This window comes from Bradyrhizobium guangdongense, from assembly GCF_004114975.1.
GTDB lineage: Bacteria > Pseudomonadota > Alphaproteobacteria > Rhizobiales > Xanthobacteraceae > Bradyrhizobium > Bradyrhizobium guangdongense.
Genome location: NZ_CP030051.1, coordinates 5327506 through 5345938, shown reverse-complemented (window position 1 = coordinate 5345938; position 18433 = coordinate 5327506). Strand labels below are relative to the sequence as shown.

16 protein-coding genes are annotated in these 18433 nt (G+C 64.6%); 4 read left to right on the top strand and 12 right to left on the bottom strand.

Translation table 11 applies throughout. The annotated features are described in order from the left end of the window. Positions 1–56 precede the first annotated feature (56 nt). From X265_RS25650 to X265_RS25605, 10 genes are all read right to left on the bottom strand, one after another. Entirely contained in the window at positions 57–1043 is a 987-nt protein-coding gene (locus X265_RS25650) for a tripartite tricarboxylate transporter substrate binding protein (RefSeq protein ID WP_128967340.1), read from the bottom strand. Positions 1044–1159: 116 nt separating this feature from the next. After that, positions 1160–1921: an RsiV family protein gene (locus tag X265_RS25645; RefSeq protein WP_244659306.1), complete on the bottom strand. Its 762-nt coding sequence runs from the start codon at positions 1919–1921 to the stop codon at positions 1160–1162. A gap of 217 nt (positions 1922–2138) precedes the next feature. After that, complete coding sequence (gene scpA, locus X265_RS25640) at positions 2139–4295, bottom strand: methylmalonyl-CoA mutase (protein WP_128969405.1); 2157 nt, start codon at positions 4293–4295, stop codon at positions 2139–2141. 21 nt (positions 4296–4316) lie between these two features. Further along, a complete protein-coding gene (locus X265_RS25635) occupies positions 4317–4781 on the bottom strand; it encodes a GFA family protein (RefSeq protein WP_128967338.1) in 465 nt (154 codons plus the stop codon). Next, positions 4778–6649, bottom strand: coding sequence for a methylmalonyl-CoA mutase subunit beta (locus X265_RS25630; protein ID WP_128967337.1), 1872 nt, complete (start codon positions 6647–6649; stop codon positions 4778–4780). The genes X265_RS25635 and X265_RS25630 overlap by 4 nt, the downstream gene beginning before the upstream one ends. A gap of 81 nt (positions 6650–6730) precedes the next feature. Then, positions 6731–7222 (bottom strand): 2-amino-4-hydroxy-6-hydroxymethyldihydropteridine diphosphokinase, encoded by a 492-nt coding sequence (gene folK, locus X265_RS25625; RefSeq protein ID WP_128967336.1) that lies wholly within the window; start codon positions 7220–7222, stop codon positions 6731–6733. Continuing rightward, the gene (folB, locus tag X265_RS25620) at positions 7222–7590 is read right to left on the bottom strand and encodes a dihydroneopterin aldolase (protein ID WP_027533885.1); all 369 of its coding nucleotides are present in this window, start codon (positions 7588–7590) and stop codon (positions 7222–7224) included. Before folB ends, folK begins: the two co-directional genes overlap by 1 nt. Beyond that, complete coding sequence (gene folP / locus X265_RS25615) at positions 7587–8447, bottom strand: dihydropteroate synthase (protein ID WP_128967335.1); 861 nt, start codon at positions 8445–8447, stop codon at positions 7587–7589. Before folP ends, folB begins: the two co-directional genes overlap by 4 nt. 254 nt (positions 8448–8701) lie before the next feature. Further along, a complete protein-coding gene (locus tag X265_RS25610) occupies positions 8702–9109 on the bottom strand; it encodes a DUF4332 domain-containing protein (RefSeq protein WP_128967334.1) in 408 nt (135 codons plus the stop codon). Between the two features lie 26 nt (positions 9110–9135). Further along, entirely contained in the window at positions 9136–9501 is a 366-nt protein-coding gene (locus X265_RS25605) for a DUF2267 domain-containing protein (protein WP_128969404.1), read from the bottom strand. 340 nt (positions 9502–9841) lie between these two features. Between X265_RS25605 and X265_RS25600 the strand changes: the two genes are divergently transcribed. The 3 genes from X265_RS25600 (at position 9842) to X265_RS25590 (ending at position 14370) form a co-directional block, all read left to right on the top strand. After that, the gene (locus tag X265_RS25600; RefSeq protein WP_128967333.1) at positions 9842–11461 is read left to right on the top strand and encodes a helicase HerA-like domain-containing protein; all 1620 of its coding nucleotides are present in this window, start codon (positions 9842–9844) and stop codon (positions 11459–11461) included. A gap of 196 nt (positions 11462–11657) precedes the next feature. Then, the gene (locus X265_RS25595; RefSeq protein WP_244659283.1) at positions 11658–12950 is read left to right on the top strand and encodes a glycosyltransferase family 87 protein; all 1293 of its coding nucleotides are present in this window, start codon (positions 11658–11660) and stop codon (positions 12948–12950) included. Positions 12951–12975: 25 nt separating this feature from the next. Next, positions 12976–14370 carry a M20/M25/M40 family metallo-hydrolase gene (locus X265_RS25590; RefSeq protein ID WP_128967331.1) on the top strand — a complete coding sequence of 465 codons (1395 nt, stop codon included), beginning with the start codon at positions 12976–12978 and terminating at the stop codon, positions 14368–14370. A 279-nt stretch (positions 14371–14649) separates the two neighbouring features. On the opposite strand, the gene X265_RS25585 is transcribed toward X265_RS25590, so the two are convergent. Together X265_RS25585 and X265_RS25580 are read right to left on the bottom strand one after the other, a co-directional pair. Next, positions 14650–15429, bottom strand: coding sequence for a class II aldolase/adducin family protein (locus X265_RS25585; protein ID WP_128967330.1), 780 nt, complete (start codon positions 15427–15429; stop codon positions 14650–14652). Between the two features lie 161 nt (positions 15430–15590). After that, on the bottom strand, positions 15591–17240 hold the full coding sequence (locus X265_RS25580; RefSeq protein WP_128967329.1) for a glycosyltransferase family 39 protein: 1650 nt from the start codon (positions 17238–17240) through the stop codon (positions 15591–15593). A gap of 313 nt (positions 17241–17553) precedes the next feature. Here X265_RS25580 and X265_RS25575 point away from each other — a divergent pair, with 313 nt between their 5' ends. Further along, complete coding sequence (locus tag X265_RS25575) at positions 17554–18414, top strand: DUF308 domain-containing protein (RefSeq protein WP_164938791.1); 861 nt, start codon at positions 17554–17556, stop codon at positions 18412–18414. Positions 18415–18433 lie beyond the last annotated feature (19 nt).

The window sequence follows — 18433 nt, the reverse complement described above, 5'->3', positions numbered from 1 at the left end:
CCCTGCTTTACAACGGCGGGAGCAGGCAGGCGAGGGGCCCTCAGGCCCTTGGTCGTTCAAGCCTTGGCAAAACCGGCGGCCTTCATGGCCTGGCCCATCTGGCGATCCGCCTGGTCCATGAAGGTCTCGAACTGGCCGGCGTCGCGCCACACGGTGCCAAAACCGCGTCTGGTCATGAAGTCCTTGAATGCGGGGGAGTCGTAGACCTTCTTCAAGGCTGCAGTGAGCCTGGTGGCGATCTCCGAGGGCAGGCCCCTGGGGGCGCCGATGCCGCGCCACGAGCTGGTGGAATAGTCGACGCCGAGCGTCTCTTTCAGCGTCGGGACGTCCGGGAAGCTCGGATTGCGCACGTGCGCCATGATCGCAAGGCTTCGCGCCTGACCGGCCTCGATGGTGGCGCGTGCCTCCGGCACCGAGCAGGTGGTGAGGTCGAGGCTGCCCGCAGCGAGGTCCTGCATGGCCGGTGCTGCGCCGTTCGACGCCGACCATGCGACCTGGTTTGCCGGCAATCCCATCGCCTGCATCCAGCCGACCAGGGCGAGATGCCAGATACCGCCTTGCCCCGTGCCGGACGCCCTGAACCGTCCCGGCGGCGAAGCCTTGATGGCATCCATCAGCTCTTTCGCGGTCTTGTACGGCGAGGAGGTGGAGACCTGGACGCCGGGCGGATCTTCGTTCATCAGCGCCAGCGGGGTAAAGTTCCGCGGCGTCAAATGCGTCATGGCCTGCCAATGCAGCATGGCGATTTCGACCGTGAGCATGCCGATGGTGTAACCGTCCGGTCGCGCGGTTGCGATCTCGGCATGGCCAACAACGCCGGACCCGCCGGTGAGATTGACGACGTTGAACGGCTGGCCGAGCTCCTTCTCCAGCAGCGTGGCGATGATGCGCGCCGTTGCATCCGTGCCGCCGCCCGCGCCCCAGGGCACGATCAAACTCACCGGCCGCGCCGGATAGGCTTGCGCGCGTGCAGGTGCGAGGAGAGCAGACGTTGCGGCGGCCACAGACGAGGCCGCGAAAATGCGGCGGGTGATTCCTGGCATCAATGATCCCGGCGGCGCCCGCAGGAATCGGGCTGGTATCGAGGCGACATGTTACGCGGTCTTGCACGGATGTCGCAAGCGGCCGCTCCGGGGCGGCGTAAGCACGGGTTCCCTGCCTATGGTTGTTCGTCAGCGTCGCCCTTCGGCCGCGCACCGCCGAAAATGCGTGCCCCCTCAGGTGTCAGAAAGGGCTTCAGTGATTCCCACGGGACGAAGGCGACATATTGGCCCTCGGCGTAGGGGCCGACCGCATAGGGTGGGTAGTGAAAGGTGAGGCCGGAACTCTTGCCTGTTTCCGTCGATGGCGCGAGCGTCACGGCGCCGATCTTCAGCAGGCTGGGTGCGAGATCCCTGAACCAGTCCTCGGTCGCGGTCTCGCTGCTGTCGCGCTTCTTCTTCTCGATCTGCAACGAGGCGATCACGGCTTTCACCATCGCCTTCATGGTCGGACCATTGTCGGCGGTTTCGGTGAAGAACGGGCGGATCGAGATCCGTTTGGTCTCGGACTTGTCCCAAACGATCGTGTTCACGTCCGAATTGGGATGAGCGCCATGGGTATCCATGTAATCGTCGCGCAACACGCTGACATAGCGGTCGGCAACCACCGAGCGGATCGAATATTTGCGCTCGAAATCCCAGCCGCCGTCCTTGAAGAATTGCGGATCCTGCTTGCGCGCGGCGGCAGCTTCGGCGGCGTTCTTGTCGAGCCACTTCTTGCCTTCGGCCAGGCAATCGGCGGCGAGCGGCGCATCTGCCTTGATCCTGTCGTCGAGGAAGACACGGGCTTCGATGTTCCTGTTCTTGATGACGGCGTCGGGCTTGGGGTCGGCGGCGAGGGAAGGGTAAGCGAGGGCGATCGTCGCGACAGCGGAAAGAATTGCGAGGAGGCCGGCCCGCACATTTGCACGAAGATATGTCACTTCAATATCCATTGATTTTGTATCCGACCGCCGTCGCGGCGCTCGGACGCCTGCATGAGCATAGCGACCGCAAAATGAACCAGTGCAGAACGCGCGGTGCGAAAACTCGGTCGTGAAGATTGGTCGCGATTGTCCGCCCACCGGTTTGATGCAGCCAGACCGAGGGGCGGCGGATCTACTCCGCCGCCTCGCTATGTCCGAGCCGGGCATTCAGCTTGCGGATCAGCTCCTCGGCGGCGTCCGCGATCACGGTGCCGGGCGGGAAGATGGCCTCGGCGCCGGCGGCGTAGAGCGCATCGTAATCCTGCGGCGGCACCACGCCACCGACGATGATCATGATGTCCTCGCGTCCCTGCTTCTTCAGCGCGGCCTTCAGCTCCGGCACGGCGGTGAGGTGGGCCGCGGCGAGCGAGGAGACGCCAAGAATGTGCACATCGTTCTCGACCGCCTGCCGCGCCGCTTCGTCGGCGGTGGCGAACAGCGGTCCGATGTCGACGTCGAAGCCTATATCGGCAAAGGCCGACGCGATCACCTTTTGGCCGCGGTCGTGGCCGTCCTGGCCGATCTTGGCAACCAGGATACGCGGGCGCCTTCCCTCGGCTTCCTCGAAGGCATCGATCAGCGCCTGAACCTTCTCGACCTGGTTGCCCATGCTGGATGCTTCCCGCTTGTAGACGCCGGTGATGGATTTGATCTCGGCGCGGTGCCGGCCGAACACCTTCTCCATCGCGTCCGAGATTTCGCCGACGGTGGCCTTGGCCCGCGCCGCATCGATCGCGAGCGCGAGCAAATTGCCATTACCTTCGCCGGCCGAGCGCGTGATCGCGGCGAGCGCGGCATCGACGTCCTTCTGGTTACGCTCCGCCTTCAGCCGCTTCAGCTTGTCGATCTGAAGCCGGCGGACATTGGTATTGTCGACCTTCAGGATGTCGATCGGCGCCTCATCCGTCGGCCTGTACTTGTTGACACCGATCACGGCCTGCTTGCCGGCATCGATCCGGGCCTGGGTCTTGGCCGAGGCCTCTTCGATGCGAAGCTTGGGCACGCCGGCCTCGATCGCCTTGGCCATGCCGCCGAGCTCCTCGACCTCCTGAATGTGGCCCCAGGCCTTGGCGGCGAGATCGCGGGTCAGCCGCTCGACATAATACGAGCCGCCCCAGGGATCGATGATGCGGGTCGTGCCGCTCTCCTGCTGCAGGAACAGCTGGGTGTTGCGGGCGATGCGCGCGGAGAAATCGGTCGGCAGCGCCAGCGCCTCGTCGAGCGCGTTGGTGTGCAGCGACTGGGTGTGGCCTTGCGTTGCCGCCATCGCTTCCACGGTCGTGCGCATGACGTTGTTGAACACGTCCTGCGCGGTCAGCGACCAGCCCGAGGTCTGGCTGTGCGTTCGCAGCGAGAGCGAGCGCGGGTCTTTCGGATTGAACGGCTTGAGCAGCTTCGCCCAGAGCAGGCGCGCGGCGCGCAGCTTGGCGACTTCCATGAAGAAGTTCATGCCGATCGCCCAGAAGAACGACAGTCGCGGCGCGAAGCGGTCGACGTCGAGCCCGGCGGCCAGGCCGGCACGTAAGTATTCGACGCCATCGGCGAGCGTGTAGGCGAGCTCGAGGTCCTGCGTCGCGCCGGCCTCCTGCATGTGATAGCCGGAGATCGAGATCGAATTGTACTTCGGCATCTTTTGCGAGGTGTAGGCGAAGATATCCGAGATGATCCGCATCGAGGGCGCAGGCGGATAGATGTAGGTGTTGCGCACCATGAACTCTTTCAGAATGTCGTTCTGAATGGTGCCCGACAGCTTCTCCGGCGGCACGCCCTGTTCCGCGGCTGCTGCGACGTAGAGCGCCAGGATCGGCAGCACGGCGCCGTTCATGGTCATCGACACGCTCATCTGGTCGAGCGGGATGCCCGCAAACAGCGTGCGCATGTCATAAATTGAATCGATCGCGACGCCGGCCATGCCGACGTCGCCGCCGACGCGCGGATGGTCGCTGTCATAGCCGCGATGGGTGGCGAGGTCGAACGCGACCGAGAGACCTTTTTGTCCGGCCGCGAGGTTGCGGCGGTAGAACGCGTTGGAATCCTCGGCCGTGGAGAAGCCGGCATATTGCCTGACCGTCCAGGGCTGGTTGACATACATGGTCGGGTAGGGGCCGCGCATGAACGGTGCGATGCCCGGATAGGTCTCGAGGAAATCCAGCCCGGCGAGATCAGCCTCGCCATAGACGGGCTTCACCAGAATGCCCTCGGGTGTCAGCCACGGCTCGGCGCTGCCGCTCGGAGCGGCGCCTGCGGTTCGCTCGAATGGAACATCAGCGAAATTGGGAATGCGGCTCATGGCTTCAACCATCATAAACGCTCAATCGTGATCCGGATGCTGATGGCTGACGATCGTCGCCATCTTCTCCGGTCCGTAATTCTGCTGCGTGGTCTGGCTCGGCAGATTGGAGATGCCGACCACCCAGCCGAGGCGGGATTCAGTTCCGAATTGTCGCGTCGGGATAACTCGGTCGGGGCGGTCGAACGCCCCGGTCATGATCTCGATCCGGTCGCCGTCAATGCGACCAAAACTCAGCGGTGTGCCGCAGGCGGCGCAATAGCCGCGGTCGGCGATCGTGGAGGAGCGAAAGAATGAGGGCTTGCCCTTGGTCCAGGCGAAATCGGTCTTGTTGATGTCGGCGAAAGAGGCGAACGGCGCGCCGGTCGCTTTTTGGCACATCCGGCAATGGCAGATCGAAACCCGGTTTGGCGCCGCGGTCAGCGCAAAGCGCACCGCGCCGCATTGGCAGCCGCCGGTGAGAACGGGTTTGCTCGTCTCGGTCATGCCTGCTCCATCCGAAGGTAGGCTTCCTGCAGCGTTGCAAGCGCATCGCCACCGGCGAAGACGAAGCCGGTGACACCTGCGGCCCGCAGCGCCGCCTCGGCTTCCGCAGGGCGGCCTGCCAGATAGATAAGTCGCGCGCCCGCCGTTTGCAGGACCTTTGCCGCGGCTTGTGCGTGTTCCGCATAGACCTTGTCGCTGGAACAAAGGCAGGCAAGGCCGGCACCGGAGGTCTTGAAAGCGGCAGCCAGCGCGGCGGGATCGGCAAAGCCATCACTGTCGAGCGCCTGGATGCCGCCGGCCTCGAAGAAGCTCTTGGCAAAGGTCGCGCGCGCCGTGAAATCGGCGGGCGTACCGAGATTGGCCAGGAACACGCTTGGACGCGCGCCGCGTGCCTTCAGCCCGGCATCGGATTTGTTGCGCAATGCTTCGAACGGTTGCGCCAGCCGGATCGGCGGCAGCGGATCGAACTTGTACTTCTGCTCGCCGTAAGGGGTGAGTGCGATCGGCGTCGCCTTCAGTACGGCCGTCTCGTTCTCATGCAGGTTCGGAAACTCGCTCGCGCCGGTCAGGACGTCGCGGCGCTTGGCGATATTGGTCTCACGTGCTTGGCGCGTGGCGGCGACCTTGCTCTGGAACACACCCTGCTGAAGCGCGGCAAACGCGCCGCCGGCTTTCTCGCTCTCCTGGAACAGCGCCCAGGCCGCCTCGCAGAGCTGTGCGGTCAGGGTTTCGATGCCGCCGGCGCCGGCTGCGGGATCGCTGACCTTGGCGAGGTTGCTCTCTTCGAGCAGCACGAGTTGCGTGTTGCGTGCCACGCGGCGCGCGAACGGATCGGGCAGCCCGAGCGCCAGCGTGTGCGGCAACACCGTGATCGCATTGGCGCCGGCAAGGCCGGCTGCGAACGTCGCAATGGTCGCGCGCAGCATGTTCACGTAGGGGTCGCGCTGAGTCAGCATGCGCCAGGCGGTATCGGCGGCAATGAACAACTGCTTCGGCGTCAGGCCGCATGCGGCCTCGACGCGCGCCCACAACAGCCGCAGTGCGCGGAACTTTGCCATGGTCAGGAATTGATCGGCATCCGCGGCAAGCCGCGCATAGACCATGCCCTGCGCCTGCTCGAGCGGAACGCCGGCGCCTTCGATCGCGCGGAGATAAGCAACGCCGCAGGCGAGCACGAAGGCAAGCTCCTGCACCTCGGAACCTCCGGCATCGTGGATCACCCGTCCATCGGCGGAGGCGAACGGCCCCTTGAAGCCGAGCGCGGCAAGGCCCTTGATACCGCCGGTGACGGCAGGAACGATCTCGTCCCAAGTGTAGGGGCTATGACCCCACACCGCGCCGGCCGCGAGCGGATCCAGGCCGAAGCGGATGTTGCAGGCGGCGGGATCGAGACCATTGCTCTTCACATATTCCGCGACATGGATCGCGGCCATCCGTGATTGCGGTCCGATCTCAAGCTCGATGCCGATGCCGGCATCGAGATGAATGTCCTTCAATGCTTTTGCGACCGCATCGGCCGAAGGTTCCAGGCCGAAGCCGCGAGCGCCGTTGGCGCCGGCGAACACCAGCGCGAGTCCCGTCGCCCCGTTCTCCAGATCCTGCAATGCCTGCGTGTTCGCGAGAGCCGCATCGGGATGGTCGATCCGCTGCATGATCTGCCATGGTGCGGCGGCCGGCCGTCCCGCCACCGGCGCAACGCCCTTGGCGCGCGGGTAGAGCGGCTCGATCTTCAGGCCGTCATAGGTCTTGCCGACCAGCTTCTCGAACGGCGCGCCCTTCAGCACGCCGTCGACCAGCTTGCGCCAGTCCTCGACGGTCGCCTTGGGAAAATCGGCCGCCAGCGGCAGATCGTCAGTCACGGAGGTCATACGGCCAAGGGCTCCCAAACGGCTTGTTATTCGCAGGCGAAATTGCCACGGCGGACCGTCCCTGCAAACGGTTGTTTTTGGTTAACCGGTATCCGGAAGCCGCTCAATGCCTTGCGTCGAGACGCTGGCAAGCCCGTCACGCACACGAATGCCTGAGATCACCCGGTCCGGCGCGATTTCGGCCAACGGCACCAGCACGAAAGCGCGCTCGAACAGGCGCGGATGCGGCAAGGTCAGATCGGGCTTTTGCAGCGACACGTCGTCATAGGCGATCATGTCGAGATCGAGCGTGCGCGGCCCCCAGCGCCGCTCCTTGTTTCGCGTGCGGCCGAATTTTTGCTCGACCTTCTGCAGCACGAACAGCAGCGCGTGCGGATCGAGCTCGGTCTCGATCTCGATGCAGGCATTGATGAAGGGATCCTGGTCCTCGTCACCCCAGGGCGGCGTCGCATAATCCGACGAGCGCGCGATCATTGCGGCCTGGGCCATGCCGCAGATATGGGCGATCGCCTTCTTGAATGTCGCGCGGACATCGCCGACATTGCCGCCGAGTGCGATCAGCACGCTCGCCATCAGGGATGCCGCGAACGCGTCAGCATGATGCCGACGTCGTCGAAGATGGCGGCGATCGGCGCGTGTGGCTTGTGCACGGTGATCTTTACGGCGCGGATGCGCGGGAAGTGCGAAAGGATGGCATCCGCGACCGCACCGGCCGCACGCTCCAGCAGCTTGTAATTCGTGTTCTTGAACGCCGCCGTCGTGGTCGCCACCACGTCGGCATAGGAGACGGTATCGGCGAGGCGGTCGCTGCGCGAGGGTTCCGACAAATCGGTGTAGAGTTCGAGATCGATCACGAAGCGCTGGCCGACTTCGGTCTCGTGATCCATCACGCCGTGGCGGGCGTGGATCGATAGGCCGGTGACGAAAATCGTATCGGTCATTGCTTGCTCTCGATTGCGTGGGCGACCCGCAGGGCCTGCACAGTCTCTGCGACGTCATGGGTCCGGATGATCCTGGCACCCTTCTGCGCGGCGATCAGATGCGCGGCGATCGAGCCGGCGAGCCGCTCTTTGGGCTCCGATGGCGACACCGAGGCGATGAAACGCTTGCGCGAGGCGCCGACCAGGATCGGCAGGCCGAACATGTCGAGCTCGCGCAGGCGCGCCAGTGCGATCATGCTCTGCTCGGCGGTCTTGCCGAAGCCGATGCCGGGATCCAGCACGATCTTCTCGCGCGCGATGCCGGCCTTGGCGGCGATGTCGAGCGAGCGCAGGAAGAACGCCTTCATGTCCGCGACGATGTCGATGGCGGAATCGACGCTGTCGCGGTTGTGCATGACGATGACGGGAACGCCTTTGGCTGCGACCAGCGGCGCCATGCCGGTGTCGCGCTGCAGGCCCCAGACGTCGTTTGCGATGGCCGCGCCCTGATCGAGCGCGAAGGCCACGACCTCCGCCTTCATGCTGTCGATCGAGACCGGCACGCCGAGCGCGACGATCTCGGCAAGCACCGGTTTCAGCCGGGCCAGCTCGTCCGCCGCCGTCACCGGCTGCGCGCCCTTATAGGGCCGGGTGGATTCGGCGCCGATATCGATGATGTCGACGCCATCAGCGATCATCGCCTGGGCTCGCGACAGCGCCTGTTCCGGCGCGATGAAATCGCCGCCGTCAGAGAAGGAATCCGGCGTCACGTTGAGGACGCCCATCACCGCCGGCAGAGCCCGTTCCAGCAGGGTTCGTAGCGCATCTGGCCCGGCCGAGCCGGCCGGCGGGACGGATGGGGAGGGCGAAGCGTTCATGCGGCCCGCTTTGCGCGGTCGGGCTGGGGGAGTCAAGACCACCGCGCTCGCTGCCATTGCCCGCGAACGCGGGCAATCCAGTATTCCGGGCAGTACCGCGATGCGGAGGGGCCGCGGCGTACTGGATACCCGCTTGCCGCCTGCGTTAAGGCTTCGGCGCGGCCAAGACTAAAACCTCGGCGAAGCCTTGGCGTGGCCGGGTCGCGGGGTATGACGCCGACGGCTAAGATTGAAGGTCGTGCGAGAGAGACACCCTAATACGTGATCTTCGGCGGCAGCTTCCTGGCCTTGGCGATGATGTCGCCGACCGACTTCTCGGAAGGCAGGATGCGGACGAGCTTCTTCCGGTCGTTGGCCTCGCGCATGCTCTGCGCCAGTCTTGCCGGATTCCGATAGGCGAGTTCGCGCACCGTGGTGACGCCGGCGGCACGGACGAGGCCGACCTTGGCCCGGCCCATCCCGGGAATGCGCATGTAGTCGGAGACGTTGGCCCACTCCAGGAGCTGCTGCTCGCTGATGCCGGTCTTGGCCGAGAGAGCCTTGCGGCCCTTGGCGGTGCTGGCGGCGTCCAGCAGCGCGTCGGTGGTGCGGATGCCCTGCGCCTTCAACTTGTTGGCGGCAAAGGCGGGCAAGCCCTCAATCTCGGAGATTGGATATGTCATGATACTCGGTATGAAATGCAACAGCTTCAGGCGAACTGGCTGAGGCCCGGTGTCCCTGCGATGATCTTGCCCATCTGATCCGCTCCGATTTTGTCTCGGCCGTAGCGGAAAAGTTCACGGGCCACGTTCTGGATGTCGGACATGCCGAGCCCGAGGCCCATCAGGCGCGTGCCGACGGCCATCAGGCCGCCGCCCATCAGCCGCGAGAGGCCGCCGCCGCTCCTCGACGCTTCGATCGCCCCTTCTGCACCCGGGATGTGGTCGATCAGGGCCTGCACGCTGTCGGACGGACCTTCGCTGCGGAGAAAGCCCAGGATAATGCCGACGGTCTTTTCGGCGACAGCACTATCTATGCTGGCGTTTGTCGCCAGCCTTCCGATCAGTTCGTCCATATTGACCCGCCCCTCAACCGGTTGCACGCCGGAGTATTCTTTCGAAAAACGATCTTGAGCCGGTGTGATGTGAAATTCAAGCGATGAACGCACGCAACGTTCCGATTCATTCTCCGAGACGCGAAAGTGTTGCAGTGATGCAAGAACGGAGAGGAAATTGAAGAAAATTGCCGCGGTGCGAATGCGCGCTTCCGACTTTTGACGGATGCGGCGCGCACATTCTCTGACGATGTTGCCTGTCGGCGGCGCCTTGAACCGTTTCATTCGGCTTGCGACATGCGTTAAACTACGGAACTGGCGGCTTCAGTTTCAATCCGCGAAATCAACGATAGAGAGAGTGATGACGGCGCAGGACAACAAGCTCGGCGATACCGACGACAAAATCTTCGTCGGCAAGGGAGACGAGCAGGCCTGGCTGACGCTGGCGCTCGCCAATCGCCACGGCCTCGTCACGGGCGCGACTGGAACGGGCAAGACAGTCACGCTGCAGGTGATGGCCGAAGGATTTGCTCGCGCCGGTGTTCCGGTGTTCGCTGCCGATATCAAGGGCGATCTATCCGGTATTTCCGAGGTCGGAGAGGCAAAAGACTTCATCGTCAAGCGTGCGAGCGAGATGGGGCTGACGTTCCAGCCGGACCAGTTCTCGACGGTGTTCTGGGACGTGTTCGGCGAGCAGGGCCATCCGGTGCGGGCCACGATCACCGAGATGGGCCCGCTGCTGCTGGCGCGCATGCTCGATCTCAACGACGTGCAGGAGGGCGTGCTCAACGTCGCGTTCCGCGTCGCGGACGAGAACGGTCTTGCCCTGATCGACATGAAGGACCTGCGCGCGTTGCTCGACGCCATCGTGCCCGACAGCGGCAAGAAGGGGCCGGACGCGGAGGAGGATCCGCTCGCGCCGATCCGCAAAGCAGCTCAGGGCTTCGGCAACGTCACCAAGGCCACCGTCGGAACCATCCAGCGCCAGCTCCTGGTGCTGGAAAACCAGGGAGGCACCAAATTCTTCGGTGAGCCGGCGCTGAGCTTGAAGGATTTCATGAAGACCGACCGCGATGGCCGCGGCATGGTCAACATCCTCGTCGCCGATAAGCTGATGCAGAGCCCACGGCTTTACGCGACATTCCTGCTGTGGATGCTGTCGGAGCTGTTCGAGGAATTGCCCGAGGCCGGCGACCTGCCCAAGCCCAAATTGGTGTTCTTCTTCGACGAGGCGCATCTGCTGTTCAACGACGCGCCGAAGGCGTTGATGGACAAGATCGAGCAGGTGGTTCGCCTGATCCGCTCCAAGGGCGTCGGCGTCTATTTCGTCACGCAGAACCCGATCGACGTGCCCGACCGCGTTCTCGGGCAAATGGGCAACCGGGTGCAGCATGCCTTGCGCGCCTTCACCCCGCGCGACCAGAAGGCGGTCGCCGCCGCCGCCCAGACCTTCCGGCCCAACCCGAAGCTCGACACCGCGAAAGTGATCATGGAGCTCGGCAAGGGTGAAGCGCTGGTGTCGTTCCTGGAAGGCAACGGCACGCCAGCGATGGTCGAGCGCGTCATGATCCGCCCGCCGTCAGCCCGCATCGGTCCGATCACGCCGGAGGAGCGCAAGGCGATCATGGATGCGAGCCCGGTCAAGGGCAAATACGACACGGCCGTCGATGCCGAGTCCGCCTATGAGATCCTCCAGAAGCGGATCGCCGGCACCGCGGCGCCGGCCGACGGCCAGGCGGGAGCAAGCGGCGGCATAATCGGCCAGATCGGCTCGATCGTCGGCACCATCTTCGGCACCAATACCGGACGCAACCGGCTGACGACGGGACAGCGTATCGCGCGCGACGTCACGCGTACGGTGACCGACAAGGTGGTCGGTGGCGTCGTGGCCGATCTCGGCAAATCGGTCGGCGGCCAGCTCGGTGGCTCGGTTGGCCGCGCGCTCGTCCGCGGCGCGCTCGGCGGATTGCTGCGAAGGTAGGCAGCTGGCCCGCAATTGAGGCGATTCGTCCGCCAACCCCGGGCCGGGACCATCGAGGCCGGGACGGAGGTCGCGTGCGGCGGTACAAATTCGGGTGAGGGGGGACTCTGCAAGAGTCCATCGGTCTGCTACGTGCAGTTTGTTTCCGATTGGACATCATGTGACACGCTCGATTGCATCCGATAAGCCTCGTGCATTGCGGCTTCTCTCGCTGCGCGCGCCGCTCGATCTGCTTTTCCTGGCCTGCTGCGTCATCCTCACCATCGACGTCCTTGGTCCCGAGATATTCGGCCACGGCAAGACCAAGGATTATGCGCTGTGGTACTGGGCCGGGCAGCAGGTGCTGCATGGCGGCCCGCTCTATCCCAGCGATATCCATCAGCAGTTCGAGTTCATCTATCCGCCGCTGCCGGCAATCCTGCTGGCGATTCCGAGCTGGTTCGGCAAGATCCCGCTCTACCTCGTGCTGTCGGTGTTGAACGCGGTCGCCTGGTGGTACACAGGCATCATCTCCAATGCCATGACCGGCTCGGATCGCAGGCCGGGTCCGTGGCTCGAGGCGCTTCCGGCGTTCGCCACCGTGACCTTCGTGTTCGACATGTTCGACCTCGGCCAGCCGAACCTCGTGCTGCTGGCGATGATGCTCTACGGCTTCTGGAGCCTTCGATATCGGCGGTTCTGGCTCGCAGGATTCATGTTCGCGCTCGCCACCGCCATCAAGGTGTTTCCGATCGCGGTGCTGCCCTATCTCGCCTGGCGAAGGCAATGGGCGACCATGGTCAGCATGATCGCCTTCATCGGCATCCTGCTCTACGTGGTGCCGGCACCGATCCGCGGCTTCGAGCGCAACGCCGCCGAGCTCGACACCTGGTACCAGGGCATGGTCGGCTCGAGCTCGGAAAAGGGCTTCGGCCAGCGCGACGAGCAGAACTGGTCATGGGTCAACCAGTCCATCATCGCCGTGACGCACCGGCTGGTCCGGCCGATCAACTACAATCTCGACGATCCCAGCAAGCCGCCGCGCACGATGAATGTCATCGACGTCGACTACAAGACGGCGAACTGGATCGTGCTCGCGGTATCGGTGCTGCTCGGGCTCGGCTTCATCGCCGTCATGCCATCGGCGAACAGGCGAACGCCGCGGTCGGATGCCGAAGAGCTCGGCATCCTGTTCTGCCTGATGACGGTGGCCTCGCCGCTGGCCCGACAATATTACTTCATGTGGTTGTTCCTGCCGTTCACGGTGCTGATGCATCGCGCCGCGTTCGACATGCGGCCGAAGGTTCGGCTGGGAACCTGGCTTTCGCTCGGCGCTGCCGGCATTCTCATGCTGCTGTCGCTGCCGCCGTTTCCCCACGCCTTCCAGGCCTGGGGCAACAACCTCGCAGCCACGGCGATCCTCGCCGTCAGCCTCGCCTGGCATATGCGGCATCCGCCAGTTGCGGCTAGCTCCGATGCCGCCGCAGGGCTAAAACCACACCCATCTTGAGACTCGAAAAGTGGGACATCCGACTATGGCCAACGCGCAGCTTCAATCCGTGCTCGACCACATCGACAAGGACTTTGACAACAGCCTTGAGCGCCTGTTCTCGCTGCTGCGGATCAAGTCGATTTCCGCCGATCCGGCTTATGCCGGAGATTGCAGGGCCGCGGCCGAGCATCTGGCCAGGGACATCGCCAGCATCGGTGTCGCGACCGAAGTGAGGCCGACCGCCGGCCATCCCGCCGTCGTCGGCAAGACCAGCGCCGGCGGACGGCCGCATGTGATCTTCTACGGCCATTACGACGTGCAGCCGGTCGATCCGCTCGACCTCTGGCACCGTCCGCCGTTCGAGCCTGTCGTGGCCGACCACGCCGACGGCCGCAAGATCATCGTGGCGCGCGGCGCCGAGGATGACAAAGGCCAGGTGATGACCTTCGTCGAAGCCTGCCGCGCCTGGAAGAAGGTGACGGGCTCGCTGCCGATCGACGTCACTTTCCTGATCGAGGGCGAGGAGGAGGTCGGCTCGAAGAATTTCGTGCCGTTCGTCGAGGCCAATAAGGACGAGTTCAAGGCAGACTACGTGCTGGTCTGCGACACCGGCATGTGGGATCCGGAGACGCCTGCGATCACCACGGCGCTGCGCGGCTTGCTCTATGAAGAGGTGAAGATCACTGCCGCGAGCCGCGATTTGCATTCCGGCGTGTTCGGCGGCACGGCGATGAACCCGATCCGGGTGCTGACCAGGGTTCTCGGCGGACTGTTCGACGATGACAACCGCATCACCATTCCCGGCTTCTATGACGGCGTAAAGGACACGCCGCCTGAGATCCTGGAGCAGTGGAAGAAGCTCGAATTCACGCCGGACTCCTTCCTCAAGCCGGTTGGCCTGTCGATCCCGGCCGGCGAGAAGGGACGACTGATGGTCGAGCAGGCTTCCACGCGTCCGACCTGCGACGTCAACGGCATCTGGGGCGGCTACATCGGCGAGGGCTCCAAGACGGTGATTCCGTCGCATGCCTCGGCCAAGGTCTCGTTCCGCCTGGTTCAGGGGCAGGATCCGCAGAAGATCCGCCTAGCCTTTCGCGATTACGTGACTGCGCGCATCCCGGGTGACTGCAAGGTCGAGTTCGGCGACCATTCCGCCGCGCCGGCTGTCGCGCTCGACTGGAACATGAAGCCGCTTGCCGCCGCCAGAAAGGCGCTGACCGAGGAATGGGGCAAGGAGACCGTGCTGATGGGCTCCGGCGCCTCGATTCCGATCGTCGCCGATTTCAAGCGCACGCTTGGGCTCGACTCGCTGCTGGTCGGCTTCGGCCTCGATGACGACAACATCCACTCGCCGAACGAGAAATACGATCTGCGCAGCTTCCAGAAGGGCATCCGCTCCTGGGCCCGTATCCTCGCCGCGCTGGCGGAGGTGAAATAGGGCGCAGCTCTCTCCACGTCATTGCGAGCCACCGGGTCCGCGCGAAGCGCGGCCCGATGACAGGCTCCGCGAAGCAATCCAGGAATCTCGCCGCGGAAGCAGTCTGGATTGCTTCGTCGCACCAGCGCAAAATTGCTTCGCAATTTCGTCGCGAGCTCCTCGCAATGACGGTGGAGGGCGCATCACGCAAAATAAAAACGCCGCCCGGGATTGGACGGCGTTTCATTCCGGAATGTGTAGAGGTAGGTAGCAACTATCCTACACGAAATCCCGAAAATCTCAAGACCGATAGCCCGGCAGCTCGCGGTCGAGCTTGCGCAGCAGCGGCGGCCAGACGAGGTTGGTGGCGCGCAGCTCGGCGCGGTCGCGGTTGGCGAGCAACTCGGTGTTCTTCTCGATCGCGATCGGCTCGACCGGATAGACCGGCGTGCCCAGCGCGCGGGTGCGCACCTGCATCGAGCAGGCGCGCTCGAGGTGGTACATGCGCTCGAACGCCGAGGCGACCGAGCGGCCGACCGTCAGCGTGCCGTGATTGCGCAGCAGCATGTGATTGTGGTCACCGAGATCCTTCTGCAGCCGCGGCCGCTCGTCGTGATCGAGCGCGATGCCTTCGTAGTCGTGATAGGCGAGGTCGTGGGTGACGAGCTGCGCGGTCTGGTTCAGCGGCAAGAGGCCTTCGGCGCTGCTCGACACCGCAGTGCCGTCCAGCGTGTGGAGATGCAGCACGCAGATCGCGTCCTCGCGCACCTCGTGAATCGCCGAATGGATGGTGAAGCCGGCCGGATTGATGCTGTACTCGCTCTCGGAGAGCTGGTTGCCGTGCAGATCGACCTTGACCAGGCTCGAGGCCGTGATCTCGTCGAACATCAGCCCGTAGGGATTGATGAGGAAATGATGGTCGGGACCGGGCACGCGCGCGGAGATGTGGGTGTCGACCAGGTCATCCCAGCCGTACAGCGCGACGAGGCGATAGCAGGCGGCGAGATTGACCCGTTGCTGCCACTCCGCCTCCGTCATGTTTGACGGCACTTCCTTCAGGCGCGCTTCCGCTGGCGACATGGCAATTCTCTCCGAACCTCGTTGTTGCGGGGAGCGAGCCTAGTCGTGCTCTGGAGTGGCGGCAAGGCGCCTAAAGCGCGGCTGTTCAGCGTAGCCCGCATGCTTGTCCGCCGTAGCTCGAAGAGCGAAGGCGGAGAGCGGTACGACCTGGGAGACGAACTTTACGGTGCCGGGATCGACAGCAGACTGGAAATGCTGCGGCCTCGGATGTCGTAAACGCGGGCGAACACCACGTCGTCGCGCTTGATCTCGACCATCACGGGCGCGGTAAGGCCCTTGCAGTAGAATTCGCCGAGCGTCATCGCGAAATCGGCCGCGTGGGAATCCCATCCGATGGTGAAATCAGGGCCGAGCGCGACCTGGGCCGGCCGCTGCGGACCGCACACCGCGACCTTCCATTTGCGATTGCGCGGCGGCACCTCCTGGCGCTCGACCAGCTGCTCGCGCAGCTCGTCGGAGGCCTGCTTCAGCGCGAGGCCCCAATAATCCAGCATGAAGCGGTCGTCGGCGCCACGCACCGTACCGGCGATATGGTTGAAGTGGGTGTACTGATAGGGATGCAGCCGGATCATCTCGGCGAGCGAGAGCGCGAGGCCGAAGCAGAACACGGCGAGCACGGCCGGCTGCCAAGCGCGGTGATTGGCGCGCAGGCGCTCCATGATCCAGGCGAGGGCAACGCCGCCGAGCACCGCCATCGGCGGGATCACGAAGACGAAATGGCGGATGCCGTTGTAGAGCGCCGGGCGCTTCACCATCGCGATCACGAGCGGCAGGGTGGCCGCCAGCGTCAGCATAAGCATGATGGTCTTGCGGCGGGCTGGAACCCCGCGGCGCGGCAATAACGCGAAGGTGCCGACCACGCTGCCTGCCATCAGCACCAGCATCACCTCGGGCAATTGCAGCGCGAACAGCGTCGGCAGATAGGACCAGGGCATGTCGGGGACGGATACGATCGCGCCGTCGAACATCTCCTTCCAGGGTTTCTCGAAGAAGTGCGAGAAATAGGTCAAGGCCTCGAAGGGATTGCCGGGCTCCATGATCGACCATGGCCAGATCAGACCCATGACGAGATAGCCGAGCACGAGGCCGGGCAGCAGCACGTAAACGACATGGGCGAAACGCCTGACAGCTTCGCGCGCGCCCTCGGTGCGCAGTTCCTCCAGGAACAGCGGGACGAAGCCGATCATCGCATAGACCAGCGCGAGTCCGCCGAGGATGCGCGAGCCGATCGACAGGCCGGCACCCAGGCCGACGATCAGGATCGTGCGCGGCGAAGGATTTGGATATTCCTCGGCAAGGCGGACCAGGCCGAGCATCAGGATGACCATCGCCACCGCGAAGGGCGCATCCTTTGGATTCATGAACATGTGGCCGTAGAAGATCGGGCAGAGCGCGAGCAGCAACAACGCGCCAAGTCCGGCAAGAGGCCCGCCGACGCGGCGGCCGAGACGCCATGTCACCGCAAGTCCGATCACGCCGACGATCGCGCCGACCAGGCGCCGCGTCTCGAACAGCTCGAGCGGAATGACCTTGTGCAGCAGCGCTGCGGCCATGTCGAAGCCGCCGCCATACATATAGAGGTTGGCGAAGGAGAGGGCGCCCGTGTCCCTGAAGCCGGAGCCGTACATCCGCAGCAAAAGGTCGGCATATTCGGCATGGGTGTAGTCATCCCAGCCGAGCCCATAGTCGCGAAAGGTCAGGCCTGCGATGACGGCGACCGCAGCCAGCACCAGCATGGCAAGATCGTCGCAAGTCCGTTCAACCGAGCGCCCGAGAGGCGTGTCGATCGCCGAGGTCGTGATGGATGTCATGGCGATTGGTGACCCGGAATACCCTCTTGGCCCTGTTGGCGCTCGCGGGCCTGTTCCCCGGAATCCCTATAGCGCAGTTCCATTACCAAGTAATTGGGCATTATGGCTAAATTCCTGATGCGACGCAGCAATTTCCGGTAACATGGGAGTACATGACAGCTAGCGGATCGTTGCTGAAGGGAATGTGAATAAGTCCCTGATATCCTTTCCCTTAGGAACGGTGGCGGCAAATGGTCGTTGGCGTGGAACGCAGGATGACGGTATCGTGGCGTAGTGGGTGTCGTGCGTGGATGCGCGGCCGGGGGTGTGTTCGATGAGCGTGGCTTTGTTGATCGCTGGGATTTTCGCCGTCGTGGCGGGCCTCCTTGCGGTCGCGTTCGGCTATTCGATCCGGGATTTCAGCCTCGGCAGCACGCTCATAACGAGCGGAACGATTGGCGTCTGCTCCGGAATGCTACTGGTCGGCCTCTACGTCGTCCTGCTCGAGTTGCAGGCCATCGCGCGCCGTTTGGCCGCAACCGCCGCGGCACCGGAGGTTCGCGTCAGGCCGGTGCTGCCGGGCCTTGCCGGATCGGGTGCGCCGGCGCCGGAGCCCTTCCCCGCGATGCGGGCTGAGCCGTCGTCACCAGCCGCCGCGCCGCCATGGCAGGCCGAGGTGCCCACACCCGCGCGCCCGCGCGCCGAGGCAGCGGCGGAAGCGGAAGCACCTCCGCCGCCGCCTGCAGCTCCGGAAGCGCCGCGCCGGCGCAACCTGATGTTCGCCTCGAGCTCCCGCAAGGAGCGTGAGCGCGCCGAAACCAAAACGGCGGAAAGCGCGCCGCCGCAGGCGCAGGCAGAGCCCACGCCGCCCGCTGCTCCGCACGCGAGTTTCGAGGATGCCTGGCCGAAGCCCGACCGCGCGCGGCCGCCGGAGCCGCCCGCGGCGCGTCGGCCGCCGCCGCGCGCCTCATCCACCTTCGAACCTGCTGTGCCTCAGCCTGCCGCGCCACCTCCGACGCCCGAGCCGCCCGCGGCGGAGCAGCCGGCGGTGACGGTGCTCAAATCCGGCATCGTCGACGGCATGGCCTATTCGCTCTATTCCGACGGCTCGATCGAGGCGCAGATGCCGGAGGGCATGATGCGCTTTGCATCGATCGACGAGCTGCGCGCCCATCTCGACCAGCGCGGTGGCTGAAGACCTCGCCTGTTCAAGG

Coding starts and splice junctions, on each gene's coding strand:
- X265_RS25650 (WP_128967340.1), bottom strand. CDS start 1,043: ATGCCAGGAATCACCCGCCGCATTTTCGCGGCCTCGTCTGTGGCCGCC.
- scpA (WP_128969405.1), bottom strand. CDS start 4,295: ATGAGCCGCATTCCCAATTTCGCTGATGTTCCATTCGAGCGAACCGCA.
- X265_RS25635 (WP_128967338.1), bottom strand. CDS start 4,781: ATGACCGAGACGAGCAAACCCGTTCTCACCGGCGGCTGCCAATGCGGC.
- X265_RS25630 (WP_128967337.1), bottom strand. CDS start 6,649: ATGACCTCCGTGACTGACGATCTGCCGCTGGCGGCCGATTTTCCCAAG.
- folK (WP_128967336.1), bottom strand. CDS start 7,222: ATGGCGAGCGTGCTGATCGCACTCGGCGGCAATGTCGGCGATGTCCGC.
- folB (WP_027533885.1), bottom strand. CDS start 7,590: ATGACCGATACGATTTTCGTCACCGGCCTATCGATCCACGCCCGCCAC.
- folP (WP_128967335.1), bottom strand. CDS start 8,447: ATGAACGCTTCGCCCTCCCCATCCGTCCCGCCGGCCGGCTCGGCCGGG.
- X265_RS25610 (WP_128967334.1), bottom strand. CDS start 9,109: ATGACATATCCAATCTCCGAGATTGAGGGCTTGCCCGCCTTTGCCGCC.
- X265_RS25605 (WP_128969404.1), bottom strand. CDS start 9,501: ATGGACGAACTGATCGGAAGGCTGGCGACAAACGCCAGCATAGATAGT.
- X265_RS25600 (WP_128967333.1), top strand. CDS start 9,842: ATGACGGCGCAGGACAACAAGCTCGGCGATACCGACGACAAAATCTTC.
- X265_RS25590 (WP_128967331.1), top strand. CDS start 12,976: ATGGCCAACGCGCAGCTTCAATCCGTGCTCGACCACATCGACAAGGAC.
- X265_RS25585 (WP_128967330.1), bottom strand. CDS start 15,429: ATGTCGCCAGCGGAAGCGCGCCTGAAGGAAGTGCCGTCAAACATGACG.
- X265_RS25580 (WP_128967329.1), bottom strand. CDS start 17,240: ATGACATCCATCACGACCTCGGCGATCGACACGCCTCTCGGGCGCTCG.
- X265_RS25575 (WP_164938791.1), top strand. CDS start 17,554: ATGAGCGTGGCTTTGTTGATCGCTGGGATTTTCGCCGTCGTGGCGGGC.